This window comes from Exiguobacterium sp. s75, from assembly GCF_018617145.1.
Lineage (GTDB): Bacteria > Bacillota > Bacilli > Exiguobacteriales > Exiguobacteriaceae > Exiguobacterium > Exiguobacterium profundum.
Genome location: NZ_JACSJQ010000001.1, coordinates 1338197 through 1352731, shown reverse-complemented (window position 1 = coordinate 1352731; position 14535 = coordinate 1338197). Strand labels below are relative to the sequence as shown.

Below are 14535 nucleotides of genomic sequence, written 5' to 3'. Positions count from 1 at the left end.
GGGACAAAACAGATGAGGGAAGCAGTCATCGTAGCCGGCGCACGGACGCCGGTCGGAAAAGCAAAACGCGGTTCGTTCCGTAACGTACGTTCGGACGAGCTCGCGGGATATGCCATCAAGGCAACGCTTGAGCGTTCAGGATATAAAGGCCCGATTGATGACGTCATCATGGGTTGTGCGATGCCAGAAGCGGAGCAAGGGATGAACATCGCTCGCTATGCGGCGGTCCGGGGGGGACTGTCGCACGAAGTTCCAGCGATCACCATCAACCGCTACTGCTCGTCAGGTCTTCAAGCCATCGCGGATGCGGCGGCGAAAATCATGATCGGTCAAGCGACGGCCATCATCGCCGGCGGTATGGAGTCGATGAGCCAAGTGCCGATGGGTGGTCACGTCATCCGTCCAAACCCACACATCATGGAGACGGCACCAGAGTACTACATGAGCATGGGACATACGGCAGAACGTGTCGCAGCTGAATACAACATCTCGCGCGAAGACCAAGATGCATTTGCTATCAACAGTCACCAAAAGGCGGCGGCAGCCATCGCAGGTGGCAAGTTCCAGGAAGAAATCGTTCCTGTGACGGTCATCGAGCACGTACTCGGTGAAGACGGGAAAGTCGCGGAAGTGGAGAAAGTCGTCAAGCATGACGAAGGTGTCCGTGCCGATTCAACAATCGAAGCGCTCGGTAAACTTCGCCCGGCTTTCAAAATCAAAGGATCGGTCACGGCGGGTAACGCTTCACAAGTATCCGACGGAGCAGCAGCAGTTCTCGTCATGGACCGTGAAGAAGCAGAACGCCAAGGATTGCAACCGATGGCCAAGTTCCTCTCGTTCGCGGTCGGCGGTGTCCGTCCGGAAGTGATGGGAATCGGACCAGTCGTCGCCATTCCGAAAGCACTCGAGATGGCTGGCGTGAAGTTAGAAGAAGTCGGATTGTTCGAGTTGAACGAAGCGTTCGCGAGCCAGTCACTCGGTGTCATCCGTGAACTCGGCATCGATCCATCGAAAGTGAACGTGAACGGCGGCGCTATCGCCCTCGGTCACCCACTCGGATGTACGGGAGCAAAACTTTCAGTCTCGATCTTGCACGAAATGAAACGACGTAATGAGAAGTATGGGGTTGTCACGATGTGTATCGGCGGCGGAATGGGCGCGGCTGGTGTCTTCGAATTACTATAAGGGGGAATCGGATATGGAACGTACAGAACATGAATTGATTAAAGGCGGTAGCTTTGTCATTGACGCACTCGACGCAGAGCGTCTCTTCACACCAGAGGATTTCTCAGATGAGCATAAGATGATTGGGGACACGACGGCAGGATTCGTCGATGACCGCGTCATGCCAGTCCTCGAGCGTATCGAGAAACACGAGTTCGACCTCTCTGTCGAATTGTTGAAAGAAGCGGGCGAGCTCGGTCTTCTCGGAGCAGACGTTCCAGAAGAGTACGGCGGTTACCAACTCGATAAAATCTCATCTTCGATCATCACGGAGCGCTTCGCGAAAGCACGTTCGTTCGCGCTCAGCTACGGCGCACACGTCGGGATCGGGACGCTTCCAATCGTCTTCTTCGGATCAGAAGAGCAAAAACACAAGTATTTGCCAAAACTCGCGACAGGTGAATGGATCGCGGCTTACGCCCTCACGGAGCCAGGCTCAGGTTCTGACGCCCTCGGTGCGAAAACGACAGCTGTCTTGAACGAGGCGGGCACGCACTACGTCTTGAACGGTGAGAAACAATGGATCACAAACGCCGGCTTCGCGAACGTGTTCGTCGTATACGCAAAAATCGATGGCGACAAGTTCAGTGCCTTCATCGTCGAGCGTGACTTCAAAGGAGTCTCAACAGGCGCAGAAGAACAGAAGATGGGAATCAAGGGCTCGTCGACACGTACGCTCATCCTTGAAGACGTCGAAGTACCAGTCGACAACCTTCTCGGTGAAATCGGAAAAGGTCACGTCATCGCCTTCAACATCTTGAACGTCGGTCGTTACAAACTCGCAGTCGGAGCAGTCGGTTCTTCAAAACGTGCATTCGACCTCTCGGTTCAATACGCGAACGAGCGTAAACAGTTCAAGACACCGATCAGCCAATTCCCACTCATCCAAGAGAAATTGGCGACGATGGCAGCGAACATCTATGCGATGGAAAGTTCAGTCTATCGTACAGGTGGTTTGTTCCAGGACAGCTTGGACGCACTCGGTGATGAGAACATGCGCGACGGATCAAAAGTCGCACAAGCAATCGCAGAATATGCGATCGAATGCTCACTCAACAAAGTATTCGCTTCTGAAACGTTCGACTACGTTGTCGACGAAGCGGTCCAGATTCACGGTGGATACGGATTCATGGCAGAATATGAAGTCGAGAACCTCTATCGTGACTCGCGAATCAACCGCATCTTCGAAGGAACGAACGAGATCAACCGTTTGATCGTCCCAGGTACGCTCCTCAAGAAAGCGATGAAAGGTGAATTGCCGCTCCTCGCAGAAGCGCAAAAACTTCAAAAAGAGCTCATGAGCTACATGCCACAAGAATTGGACGGCTCACCACTCGCTCGCGAGAAGATGCTCCTTTCGAACATGAAGAAGATCAACTTGATGGTCGCGGGTACAGCTGTCCAGAAGTATCAACAAGACCTTCAAAACGAACAAGAAATCTTGGCGAAGATCGCAGACATGATCAGTGCCATCTATGCGCTTGAAGCAGCCATCGCTCGTACAGACAAAGCGATTGCCCGTTCAGGCGAAGAGAAGAACACGCTCAAAGTCCGCTACACAGAAATCTTTGCGGAGCAAGTGTTCAAGCAAGTCGAACTCATGGCGAAAGAAGTGTTGTACGCAGCGGCGTCTGGTGACGAGCAACGTATGCTTCTCTCGGCAATGAAGAAGTTCAGCCGCTATCAACCGATTAATGTGATCGGCACGAAGCGCGAAGTCGCAGCGAGCCTCATCAAAGCGAACAAGTTTATCGTCTAATCAAATGGACAGAAAGGGTGGACCGGACGCGGTCGACCCTTTCTTTTTTTGAGCTCTGCCACGTACAATAGAGACGAGGGGGAGAGACGATGACAAAACGAGATGTATTACTCGACCGGATGGAACGCATTGGACGGTCCGTTGCCGAAAAGGACGGGACGCTCATGCTGCTCGCATTGGGTTCGATTGGACAAGAGACGGAGCGGTTGGATGAGTATTCGGACCTCGATTTCTTTTTGATTGTCGAAGATGGGCAGAAGGCGCGCTTTATCGACCGACTCGACTGGCTCGAGGTCGAACCGCTTCACTATCAGTTCCAAAACACGAAGGACGGGCATAAAATCATGTATCAAGATGGCATTTATGGTGAGTTCGCCGTCTTTGAACTGCATGAACTGGCGACCATCGCCTATACGCCAGGACGTGTCGTCTGGCGACGGGACGAGGCGCTCGAAGTATTTGCGACACCACGCCTCGAAATCACACGTGAATCAGCGGATTATTATTATGAAGAGGCGTTGACGAACCTATATGTCGGCTTACTTCGGGAACGTCGGGGCGAGATGCTCGCCGGATTCGAACTCGTCCAAGTCGCGGCCGTTCAAAACGTCTTGAAGGCGCTCGGCGGACAAGGAGATCCGTTCAATCCGACACGCCGGGTCGAGTCAAGACAGCCGGAGATGATTCCCTTCTTGTCAGATGGGGTAAAAGGATACGGCAGGTCAATCGAGGCGGCAGCGGCAATCTTACGGTTGATTGAAGCGAGGCACGAAGTGAACCCGACGATGAAGCGAGAGATTGAACGGTTGCTTGAGACGTGAATTGATTTCTCGGAATATGCTACATTGAGAATAGAGGTGATGAACAGATGGTGACACTCTACGGCTATCCACCATGCAGTACATGTAAAAAAGCAGAAAAATGGTTGAAGGAGCAAGGCATCGCGTATACATACGCTCATATCGTTGAATCGACACCGACGAAAGCGGAACTCGCCGAACTGTGGAAACAATCAGGTCTACCACTCAAGAAGTTCTTCAATACGAGCGGGCAAGTCTATCGGAACGAAGGCATCAAGGACAAGCTGCCAAATCTATCAGAAGACGAACAACTTGAGCTATTAGCGAGCAATGGTATGCTTTTGAAGCGACCAATCGTCACAAATGGTGAAAAAACGACCATCGGATTTTCAGAAAAGTCCTTTACGGACGTTTGGGGCTAAGTGCTATAATACAGATGTGAGTCTAATTTATTTGAGGGGGAAGTTAGGATGAGCAAAGTACCAGCAAATTTACGTTATTCAAAAGAACATGAGTGGGTAGAAGTAAACGGAACGAAAGCCCGCATCGGCATCACGGATTTCGCACAAAGCGAACTAGGGGATATCGTGTTTGTCGAACTCCCAGAAGTCGATGGTACGATTTTGCTCGACGAGCCATTCGGTTCAGTCGAATCAGTGAAGACGGTCTCTGAGTTGTATGCACCAGTATCAGGTCGCATCACAGCAGTGAACGAGGACCTCGCGGATTCTCCAGAACTCGTCAACGAGTCACCGTTTGAAAACGCATGGATGATCGAAGTCGAGTTGACGGAAGAGTCAGACCTCGACAAGCTCATGTCTGCAGAAGAATACGAAGCGATGATTCAAGGATAATCAAAACCGGCCTCTCCAATGGAGAAGCCGGCTTTTTTTTACTCGAAATCGAGTCGGTAATGATCGGATTTGACGAGAGTCGCCCGTTCAAACACGCGATAGAAGAAGATTCCGAGTGCGACGGGAATCAGACCGAACAAGACGATGACGAGCAGGACGTTGAAGAGAGCGAATCCACCCGGCATGAGATGAAGGGCGTTCACTGGACCGATGAGTCCTGACACCCCGAACCCGGCGCTGATTGGCGTTCCCTCAATTTTTAGGATTCCAGCGAGCGCACCGAGAATCGCCGCATTTGCCAAAATGGGAAGCATCATGATGGGGCGTCGGACAAAGTTCGCCATCTGAATCTTCGGAGAACCGAGGAAATGGGCAATCGATGTGCCGGTCGCGTTCGCCTGCCATCCGGCGATCGCGAGACCGAATCCGGCTGCAACGACTCCGAGGTTCGCCGCACCCGCCGCGACACCGGACAGGCTGATGGCCGTCGCAATCCCGACGGTCGAGATCGGCGAAACGATGATGAGCGAGAACGCCATGGCGATCAGGATCCCCATGAGGACCGGTTGCAGGTCAGTCATGGTCATGATGAGTAGACCGATATACGTCGTGATTTGGGAAATGTACGTCAACAAGAAGGTACCGATGCCTCCTGCGACGACAATGATGGTCATCGGCATAACAATGACCGTATACGTCTTCAAGTGGGGAGCGAGCTTCATGACTAGAAGTGTAGCGATTGCAGCGGTCACACCGGCTGTGATCACATCCCCGATGCCCGCCATCACGAACGCACCTTCGTCGATTCGAACGGCACCGCTACCGACATACGTTGCAATCGCGATCGTCCCGGCTTCGAGAATCGATCGTCCGAACTGCATGGCGACCGCTAGCCCGATAATGGCTGGCAGAAGCCGCATCGCAATCGTCGTCGCATCCAATATGAATTGAAGAGACGGAAAATACGGAAGTATGGCTTTCGTTAATTCACCGAGTAGTGCGCTCGGGATGAGGGCGATCAGAATCGCCATGCTGAGACCGTTTAAGACGTTCATCGTGAACTGTTTCATCGTACCTGTTGTTGGTTCCGTCATCATTCATTCACCTGTCCTTCTTCTTTGCTGTTATGTACAAAAGCGATAAAGTTAGAACCCATATTATTCCTCTCACCAGAAAGAGTCAAGAGAATCATTGAAAAATTCTGAAATTTCATCAAAGCACGATTTTTGAATGGGAATCCATCGCCCCTTATAATGACAAGAGAGGTGAGAAGAATGATTACAGACGGATTCTTATATATATACGCCCCGATGTGTGGTACATGCGCTGTGGCGGAAAAAATGTTGACGGTCGTCGAAGCGGTCGACCCTGAAATTAAAATCGAAAAGCGAGATGCGAACTATATCCCAAAAGAGCTAGAAGCCTACCAAGTGATGAGCGTACCCGCCCTGTTGAAGCTTGAAAATGGCGAGGTTCAAGATCGATTGTACGCGTTTCAAAATGTGCAACATGTCCTCTCTTTCGTGAAGTGAGAGAGGAACATTAGAATAATCTGAAAATTTTAAATAATCAGTTGACACAGAAAGTTCACGAATGGTATATTCATTACAACATCTTACTTGAACACAAAATAGGACGCGATATTCCCGATATCAAGACGTTTTGGCGAAGCCGCTGCTACCTTTATACGAATACACGTCAGTCTTCCCTTCGATTGTCCCCCAAAAAAATCAAGCGAAGACAGACGTTCCGTATAATCGCACGGTCCAAGCTAAGATCGAGTGATGATTGGTGAATCTCCCCCATATAAGGATGTAAATCTTGAACGGGCAAAAGATTTTCATCTATGGGCTGTCCTTCCGTGACTCAAGGTGCTACGTTCTGTGTCGTCCTCGGACGGCACCTTTTTTTAATTTTTTTGAAAAAAGGATTTGACAGCAGAAAAAGCTGTCGCTATGATAAAGCTAATCGAATACACAACACTCTTATCAAGAGAGGCTGAGGGACTGGCCCTATGACGCCCAGCAACCGCGGAGCAATCCGAAATGGTGCTAATTCCAGCAAGGTGAGAAACCTTGACAGATGAGAGCAATCGTTGTCCGTACGATAAAGTGCGCACGTTTGCTCAAACGTGCGCGCTTTTTTTGTTGTCAGGAGGGAAAGGTATTGATTCAATTACGAAACGTCGCCAAATGGTTCGATACGAAGAATGGTCGTGTCCAGGCGGTCGATGATGTGTCACTAACAATTGATCGCGGTGAAATTTTTGGAATAATCGGATATTCGGGGGCGGGGAAGTCGACGCTCATCCGATTGCTCAACCGTCTCGAGTCTCCGTCAAGCGGTGAAATCGAGGTCGCCGGGAGTGAGCTCACGAAGCTCAGCCCGAAAGAACTACGGGGAGTTCGCAAGAACGTCTCGATGGTCTTCCAGCACTTTAATCTTCTGTGGTCGCGCACGGTCGCAGAAAACATCAGTTTCCCACTCGAACTGATTGGGGTTCCGGCAAGTGAACGGAAACGACGCGTCCAGGAACTCGTCGAACTCGTAGGCTTGGCTGGTCGCGAGGATAGCTATCCATCGCAACTGTCGGGCGGTCAAAAACAGCGAGTCGGGATCGCCCGCGCGCTCGCTACCAATCCTGAGGTTCTCCTCTGTGACGAAGCGACAAGCGCGCTCGACCCGAAGACGACGGATTCGATTCTCGAACTGCTCGTCAGCATCAATAAAAAGCTCGGATTGACGATCGTCCTCATCACGCATGAGATGCACGTCATCCAAAAGATTTGTCACCGTGTCGCCGTGATGGAGGCCGGAAAAGTCGTCGAGACGGGTCAAGTTTCGGACGTGTTCCAACATCCGGAGCAACCGATTACGAAAGAATTCGTCAAGCAAATCGGGGCGGTCGACGATCTGTCGCTCACGTTCGAACACCTTAAAGAACGGTATCCGAGCGGTCAAATCGTCAAATTGAAATTCTTGAACGAGACGGCAGAACAACCGATTTTGTCTGACGTCCTCAAGACGCATGATATCGGATTCAACATCATCGGCGGGAACGTGACCCAGTCACAAGTCGGTGCGCTCGGTACGCTATTCATCCAACTGATTGGGGAAGCAAGTGAAATCGAACGTGCCATCACGTCGATTCGTTCGCAATCCGTAGAAGTGGAGGTGGAAAGCGATGTTTCCTAACGTAGATTGGCAAATTATGATGGAGCAGACTTGGGAGACGTTATACATGACGCTCGTCGCAGGTGTGGCGACGTTTGTGATCGGACTCGCTTTAGGTTTGATTCTCTATATTACAAACGAATCACTTTTATTGAAGAATCGTCCGATTTACGTCTTCGTCAGCGCGATCGTCAACGTGTTCCGTTCGATTCCGTTCATCATCTTAATTATCTTACTCATCCCGTTCACGTTGTTCCTACTCGGGACGATGCTCGGTTCGACGGCGGCGCTTCCGGCGCTCATCATCGGAGCGGCACCGTTCTACGCTCGGATGGTCGAACTTGCGCTTCGTGAAGTCGACCGTGGGGTCATCGAGGCGGCCGAATCGATGGGGGCGACGAAATGGCAAATCATCTATAAAGTCTTGATTCCGGAAGCTCTTCCGGCAATCGTGTCGGGACTCACGGTGACCATCGTAGCCATCGTCGGTTATACGGCAATGGCGGGGGTCGTCGGTGGCGGCGGACTCGGGAACTTGGCTTTCTTGGAAGGGTTCCAACGCTCACAAAACGACGTCACGTTCGTCGCGACGGTGCTCATCTTGATCATCGTTTTCGTCATCCAGTTCATCGGTGACCGACTCGTCACAAAAATTGATAAACGTTCAGCATAATCACACATATACCATTTGGAGGGATTCATTATGAAAACTTGGAAAACAGTACTCGGATTGACAGCTTTATCAGCATTCACAGTTCTCGCGGCTTGCGGCGGGGAAGAGGCGGAAACAGGTTCTGGCGATGGCAAAACATTGATCGTCGGTGCGTCAAACGTACCGCACGCTGAGATTTTAGAGCACGTACAAGAAGAATATGAAGCAAAAGGTTACAAACTCGAAATCAAGAAGTTCCAAGACTACGTGCTACCGAACAAGACGCTCGCGAGCGGTGAGCTCGATGCGAACTACTTCCAACACGAGCCTTACCTTGAGTCACAAATGGCTGAGAACAAAGACTACAAATTCGCATCAGCAGGTGGCGTGCACATCGAGCCGATCGGTGTCTACTCACAAAAATACAAATCGCTTGACGAGCTTCCTGAAGGAGCGGAAATCATCATGAGCTCATCGGTCGCTGACCACGGACGAATCCTTACGATGCTCCAGTCAGAAGGTCTCATCACGCTTGCGGAAGGCAAAACGGTCGATGCGACAGTCGCTGACATCGTCGACAACCCGAAAGACTTGAAATTCAAGACGGACGTGGAAGCAGCACTTCTTCCAACGGCTTACAACAATGGAGAAGGTGATGCGGTCCTCATCAACACGAACTATGCGATCGATGCAGGTCTCAACCCACTCGAAGATGCGATTGCACTCGAAGGGGAAGATTCACCATACGTCAACTTGATCGTCACGCGTGAAGGGGACGAAGAAGACGAGCGCGTCAAGGCACTCCTCGAAGTATTGACGTCTGAAGAGACACAACAGTGGATCTTGGACGAATACAAAGGTGCGGTCGTACCGGTCAAACAATAAGTCATTTCGACTCAGGAGACTTCCTCCTGGGTCTTTTTTTGTCTAGTGTTCTTTCATAAAGAGAAGTACACTACATATATGAAAGAAAAGGGGGGATTTGGATGAAGCTCAGACAGATTCATCCACTGACGTGGGGCGTCCTGTTCGGGACGTTTTTTGCACGACTGGCGACGTTTTTTGTCATGCCATTTTTTGCGATCTATCTAGCTACGCTCGGCTTTTCAGCGAGTGTGATCGGAACGATCTTTGCCGTGACGGCACTTTCAGGTCTGTTCATGAGCTTCTTTGGGGGGACACTCTCTGATCGGTATGGACGAAAACAGCTCATGTTGATTGGGATCGTGCTGAATGCCGTCACGTTCGCTGGTCTCGCACTTGCGACGGAACTGTTTTGGTTTTACATGCTATCGATGTTGATGGGGATGTCGCGATCATTCCTAGAACCGGCTTCGCGTGCACTCATCAGTGACACGACACAGGCGGACCAACGGGTCATCGTCTATAACGTCCGTTACTTCATGATCAATATCGCCGCGGCCATCGGGCCACTCTTGGCTGTCGTTTTATCACTCACCGGTGTGAAGACCGCGTTCTTCGTCGTGACGGCTGTCTACATATTATACGGAATCATTATCTCGACCTTGTTTTACAAATATCCGTTTGAAGAAGGGGATGGGGTCAAGGCACGCCCACGCTTGACGGAGACGTTTCGTGTCCTACGAGACGACCGGACATTCCGTGCAGTCATCATCGGGATGATTTTCGCGATTATCGGTTACAGTCAGTTCAATTCGACGCTTCCTCAATTCATTGCGCTACGCGACGGATTAGAAGACGGTTCGAGATTGTTCGCTTACTTATTGACGACAAACGCCATCACGGTTCTCATCGTCCAATATCCGATCATGCGTTTCGGGATTCGTGTCTCTCCGATCAAGTCACTCTTCTTCGGGATTTCGACGTTGTCATTCGGACTTTTGCTCATCGGATTTGCGACGGTCGAATGGGTACTCTTTGTCGCGATGGCCATCTTTACCGTCGGTGAGGTGTTGATGTTCACGATGACGGACGTCTTGACAGATGAACTCGCGCCGGAACATTTACGGGGGACGTATTTCGGGGCGATGGGATTGACGTCACTCGGACAGACAATCGGACCGATTATCGGGGGTGTATTACTCGATACATTCGGTCAGTCATCGCTTCCTGTATTCGGAAGTTTGGCGCTCTTGACGGGGTGCGGTGCCTTTTTCTTCGCGGCTGCCGTACGAGAGCGGAAAGCAGTCCTCGCACTCGTCGAAGAAAATGCCGGATAATGTCTTGATTTCCTACTATTAGCATTCTCAACTTTTATCATTCTATTGAGAATGAATTCTAAGGTGAGTCGCTTGAAATAAAAAAATGACTAGTCTAAGATTAGAATATATCTAATCTACGCCATTCACTATGGCGAGAAAATACGGAAGGGGTATCCGAATGTCTAACGTACCACAAATGAAAATTGATGACCTCCGCGTCTCAATCGAAGGAAAAGAGATTGTCAAAGGTCTTAACCTAGAAATTAAAGGTGGCGAAATTCATGCCATCATGGGTCCTAACGGGACTGGTAAATCAACACTCGCATCAGCACTCATGGGTCATCCACTTTATGAGGTCACTGGGGGAAGCGTCGAATTAAACGGCGAAGATGTCCTCGAGATGGAAGTCGACGAGCGCGCACAAGCAGGGATGTTCCTTGCGATGCAGTACCCGGCTGAAATCAGTGGTGTCACAAACGCGGACTTCTTGCGTTCGGCAATCAACTCACGTCGTGAAGAAGGTCAAGAAATCTCGCTCATGAAGTTCATCCGTGAACTCGATGCGAAGATGGAGCTTCTCGAAATCCCTTCAGAAATGGCACACCGTTATTTAAACGAAGGATTCTCAGGCGGTGAGAAGAAGCGTAACGAAATTCTTCAAATGATGATGATTCAACCGAACATCGCCATCTTGGATGAAATCGACTCAGGTCTTGATATCGATGCCCTTAAAGTCGTTGCCAAAGGCGTAAACGAAATGCGTTCAGAAGAGTTCGGCTGCTTGATCATCACGCACTACCAACGTCTCCTCAACTATATTGAGCCAGACTTCGTACACATCATGATGGACGGGAAAATCGTCATGTCTGGTGGTAAAGAGCTCGCACAGCGACTCGAGGCAGAAGGTTACGACTGGGTGAAGCAAGAACTCGGAATGACAGTAGACACAGAAGCGTAAGGAGGCTGTACGATGACCGTACAATTTGAATTGGATGCACAAGCGTTGTCGGCACGTGCAGAAGCGCTCGGCGGACCAGCATGGATGGTCAACCGTCGTAAAGAGGCAGCAGAACTTGCGCCGACACTTGCTTTGCCAAAAGTTGAAAAAATTAAGATTGATAAGTGGGACTTCACAGCGGGAGATGTCGAGCTCGAACAAAAAGACGGCTTGACAGCGGACATCGAATCACTCCTCGGAGACCACCGGACAAACGTGCTCGTTGAACGCAACGGTCATGTCGTCTATAACGAATTGTCGATGCCTGAAGGCGTTTTGTTCATGGGAATCAAAGAAGCGATGGAGCAACATCCTGAGCTCGTTGAGAAATACTTCATGACTGAAGGCGTACGTATCGATGAAGAACGTCTTTCGGCGTTGAATGCTGCCCTCACAAACGGTGGTGCATTCATCTACGTACCGAAAAACACGCAATTGAAAGATCCGCTCCAAGCGATCTTCACGATGGAACAGGCGAACGGTGCCCTCTATCACCACACGATCCTCGTCGCTGACGAAGGTAGTGAAGTGACATACATCGAAAACTTCCTTTCTGGCACGAATGAACCGCACACGGTCAACGTCGTGACGGAAGTATTCGCTGGAGAGAACGCGAAAGTCGTCTTCGGTGGTGTCGATCAGCTCGCTGAATCAGCACTTACGTTCATGAACCGTCGCGGTGTCGTCTATGCGAACGGTCGCCTCGATTGGGCGCTCGGTCACATGAACGACGGGAACTCGGTCGTCGAGACGAAGACTCACCTCGTCGGCGACAACACGTATTCAGATACAAAAGCTGTGACAATCGGTCGCGGTGCACAGAAACAAAACTTCAACATTCGTACCGACCACTTCGGGAAAGCATCTGAAGGGTTCATCTTGATTCACGGTGTCCAAAAAGACGCAGCCACTGCAATCTTCAGCGGGACATCGATGATTCACCACGGTGCGTCAAAATCGAACGGTGTACAAACAGAGCGCGTCTTGATGCTCTCTGAAAAAGCACGTGGGGATGCCAACCCGATTCTTCTTATCGATGAAGATGACGTTATGGCAGGTCACGCAGCGTCTGTCGGTCGTGTCGATGATGTTCAATTGTACTACTTGATGAGCCGTGGTTTGTCTCGCCAAGAGGCAGAGCGTTTAATCATCCACGGATTCTTGACGCCTGTCGTCGAAGAACTCGCAATCGATTCGGTCAAAGACCGTCTCCGCGAAGTCATCGAAGGGAAAGTACGTTAAGATGTTGAACGCCTCGATTCGTGAACAGTTTCCGATTTTAGATCAGGAAATCAATGGACACCCGCTCGTTTATCTTGATAGCGCAGCGAGCTCACAAAAGCCGCTCGCTGTCATCGAGGCGATCGAGGACTATTATCGTCGCAACCATTCGAACGTGCATCGTGGCGTCCATACGCTCGGGACGCAAGCGACGGATGCGTATGAAGGGGCACGCGAACGCGTCCGCTCATTCATCCATGCGGCGGTTCCTGAAGAAATCATTTTCACTCGTGGAACGACGACGGCCATCAACTTGGTCGCATCGAGCTACGGAGATGCGAATGTCGGTGAAGGCGACGAGATCGTCCTCACTCCGATGGAACATCATGCGAACTTAATCCCATGGCAACAACTCGCCAAGCGAAAAGGCGCGACACTTCGTTACGTCGAGCTCACGCCGGACGGACGTGTCACACTCGATGCCGTTCAAGCGGTGTTATCAGACCGGACGAAAATCGTCGCGATGAGCCACGTCTCGAACGTACTCGGGACGATTAACCCGATTGCCGAAGTCGCTCGACTCGCGCATGAGTTGGGTGCCGTCATGGTCGTCGATGCCGCGCAAAGTGCACCGCACCGAAAACTTGACGTCCAAGCACTCGACTGTGACTTCCTCGCCTTTTCTGGACATAAGATGCTCGGACCGACTGGGATCGGTGTCTTATATGGGAAGAAGCAACTCCTGAAAAACATGGAGCCGGTCGAGTTCGGTGGCGAGATGATTGACTATGTCGATTTATATGAATCGACGTGGAAAGACATCCCGTACCGTTTCGAAGCGGGAACACCAATTATCGCCGGAGCGGTCGGACTTGCGGCAGCCATCGATTTCTTAGAAGAAATCGGTCTTGAAAACGTCGAAGCACACGAACGTGAACTCGCGTCTTACGCAATCGAGCAGATGAAAACGATTGAAGGGATCGAGATTTACGGTCCTGAAGATCGCGTCGGTCTCGTCACGTTCAACTTGAAGGACGTTCATGCTCACGACCTCGCGACTGTGCTCGATATGCAAGGTATCGCGGTTCGTGCCGGTCATCACTGTGCACAACCACTCATGCGTCTTTTGAAGCAATCATCGACGGCACGGGCGAGCTTCTATTTGTATAACACAAAAGAAGAAGTCGACCGCTTCATCGAGGGATTACGTCAAACGAAGGAGTATTTCAATTATGAGTTTTAATAATCTCGACATGTTGTACCGCCAGGTCATCATGGATCACTATAAAAACCCGAGAAACCGTGGCGTCATCGAAGATGGCGTGACGGTGGACTTGAACAACCCGACGTGTGGGGATTCGCTTCGTCTTCAACTACAGGTCGAAGACGACATCGTCAAAGATGCGAAGTTTGAAGGGGAAGGCTGCTCAATCAGTCTCGCCTCGGCATCGATGATGACCCAAATCGTCAAAGGAAAAACAGTAGAAGAGGCGCTTCAACTCGCCAACATCTTCTCTGAAATGGTTCAAGGAAAAGAGTACGACACGGATACGTTTGACCTCGGTGATATCGAGGCGCTCTCAGGCGTATCGAAATTCCCGGCTCGAATCAAGTGTGCCACGCTCGCGTGGAAGGCGCTTGAAAAAGGAGTAGACGAGGACGCGTAAGGAG

At 50.7% G+C, this 14535-nt stretch carries 15 protein-coding genes and 1 riboswitch; of the genes, 14 read left to right on the top strand and 1 reads right to left on the bottom strand.

Annotated features, from left to right (window positions below; all coding sequences use genetic code 11):
- Positions 1–12 precede the first annotated feature (12 nt).
- From KNO68_RS06970 to gcvH, 5 genes are all read left to right on the top strand, one after another.
- Positions 13–1185, top strand: coding sequence for an acetyl-CoA C-acetyltransferase (locus KNO68_RS06970; RefSeq protein ID WP_012726865.1), 1173 nt, complete (start codon positions 13–15; stop codon positions 1183–1185).
- 13 nt (positions 1186–1198) lie between these two features.
- Entirely contained in the window at positions 1199–2983 is a 1785-nt protein-coding gene (locus KNO68_RS06965; protein WP_214683894.1) for an acyl-CoA dehydrogenase family protein, read from the top strand.
- Between the two features lie 89 nt (positions 2984–3072).
- Positions 3073–3804, top strand: a complete 732-nt coding sequence (locus KNO68_RS06960) for a hypothetical protein (protein ID WP_214683896.1) — start codon at positions 3073–3075, stop codon at positions 3802–3804.
- 47 nt (positions 3805–3851) lie between these two features.
- On the top strand, positions 3852–4205 hold the full coding sequence (locus tag KNO68_RS06955; RefSeq protein ID WP_214683897.1) for an arsenate reductase family protein: 354 nt from the start codon (positions 3852–3854) through the stop codon (positions 4203–4205).
- 48 nt (positions 4206–4253) lie between these two features.
- Positions 4254–4637: a glycine cleavage system protein GcvH gene (gene gcvH / locus KNO68_RS06950; protein WP_012726861.1), complete on the top strand. Its 384-nt coding sequence runs from the start codon at positions 4254–4256 to the stop codon at positions 4635–4637.
- 38 nt (positions 4638–4675) lie between these two features.
- Here gcvH and KNO68_RS06945 read toward each other — a convergent pair whose 3' ends face one another.
- Positions 4676–5731: a PTS sugar transporter subunit IIC gene (locus tag KNO68_RS06945; RefSeq protein WP_251024865.1), complete on the bottom strand. Its 1056-nt coding sequence runs from the start codon at positions 5729–5731 to the stop codon at positions 4676–4678.
- A gap of 180 nt (positions 5732–5911) precedes the next feature.
- Here KNO68_RS06945 and KNO68_RS06940 point away from each other — a divergent pair, with 180 nt between their 5' ends.
- The 9 genes from KNO68_RS06940 to sufU all read left to right on the top strand — a co-directional run bounded on the left by KNO68_RS06940 (position 5912) and on the right by sufU (position 14531).
- A complete protein-coding gene (locus tag KNO68_RS06940; RefSeq protein ID WP_078147274.1) occupies positions 5912–6169 on the top strand; it encodes a thioredoxin family protein in 258 nt (85 codons plus the stop codon).
- A gap of 450 nt (positions 6170–6619) precedes the next feature.
- A riboswitch (SAM riboswitch) is annotated at positions 6620–6726 on the top strand.
- 77 nt (positions 6727–6803) lie between these two features.
- A complete protein-coding gene (locus KNO68_RS06935) occupies positions 6804–7832 on the top strand; it encodes a methionine ABC transporter ATP-binding protein (RefSeq protein WP_012726858.1) in 1029 nt (342 codons plus the stop codon).
- A complete protein-coding gene (locus KNO68_RS06930; RefSeq protein ID WP_012726857.1) occupies positions 7822–8484 on the top strand; it encodes a methionine ABC transporter permease in 663 nt (220 codons plus the stop codon). The genes KNO68_RS06935 and KNO68_RS06930 overlap by 11 nt, the downstream gene beginning before the upstream one ends.
- A 30-nt stretch (positions 8485–8514) precedes the next feature.
- Entirely contained in the window at positions 8515–9348 is an 834-nt protein-coding gene (locus tag KNO68_RS06925; RefSeq protein ID WP_214757537.1) for a MetQ/NlpA family ABC transporter substrate-binding protein, read from the top strand.
- Positions 9349–9449: 101 nt separating this feature from the next.
- Positions 9450–10664: an MDR family MFS transporter gene (locus KNO68_RS06920; protein WP_214683900.1), complete on the top strand. Its 1215-nt coding sequence runs from the start codon at positions 9450–9452 to the stop codon at positions 10662–10664.
- Between the two features lie 178 nt (positions 10665–10842).
- Entirely contained in the window at positions 10843–11604 is a 762-nt protein-coding gene (sufC, locus tag KNO68_RS06915; protein WP_143180266.1) for a Fe-S cluster assembly ATPase SufC, read from the top strand.
- Positions 11605–11616: 12 nt separating this feature from the next.
- On the top strand, positions 11617–12885 hold the full coding sequence (gene sufD, locus KNO68_RS06910; protein ID WP_214816149.1) for a Fe-S cluster assembly protein SufD: 1269 nt from the start codon (positions 11617–11619) through the stop codon (positions 12883–12885).
- Between the two features lies 1 nt (position 12886).
- Entirely contained in the window at positions 12887–14107 is a 1221-nt protein-coding gene (locus KNO68_RS06905; RefSeq protein WP_159562600.1) for a cysteine desulfurase, read from the top strand.
- Complete coding sequence (gene sufU / locus KNO68_RS06900; protein WP_026825487.1) at positions 14097–14531, top strand: Fe-S cluster assembly sulfur transfer protein SufU; 435 nt, start codon at positions 14097–14099, stop codon at positions 14529–14531. The genes KNO68_RS06905 and sufU overlap by 11 nt, the downstream gene beginning before the upstream one ends.
- Positions 14532–14535: the final 4 nt, after the last annotated feature.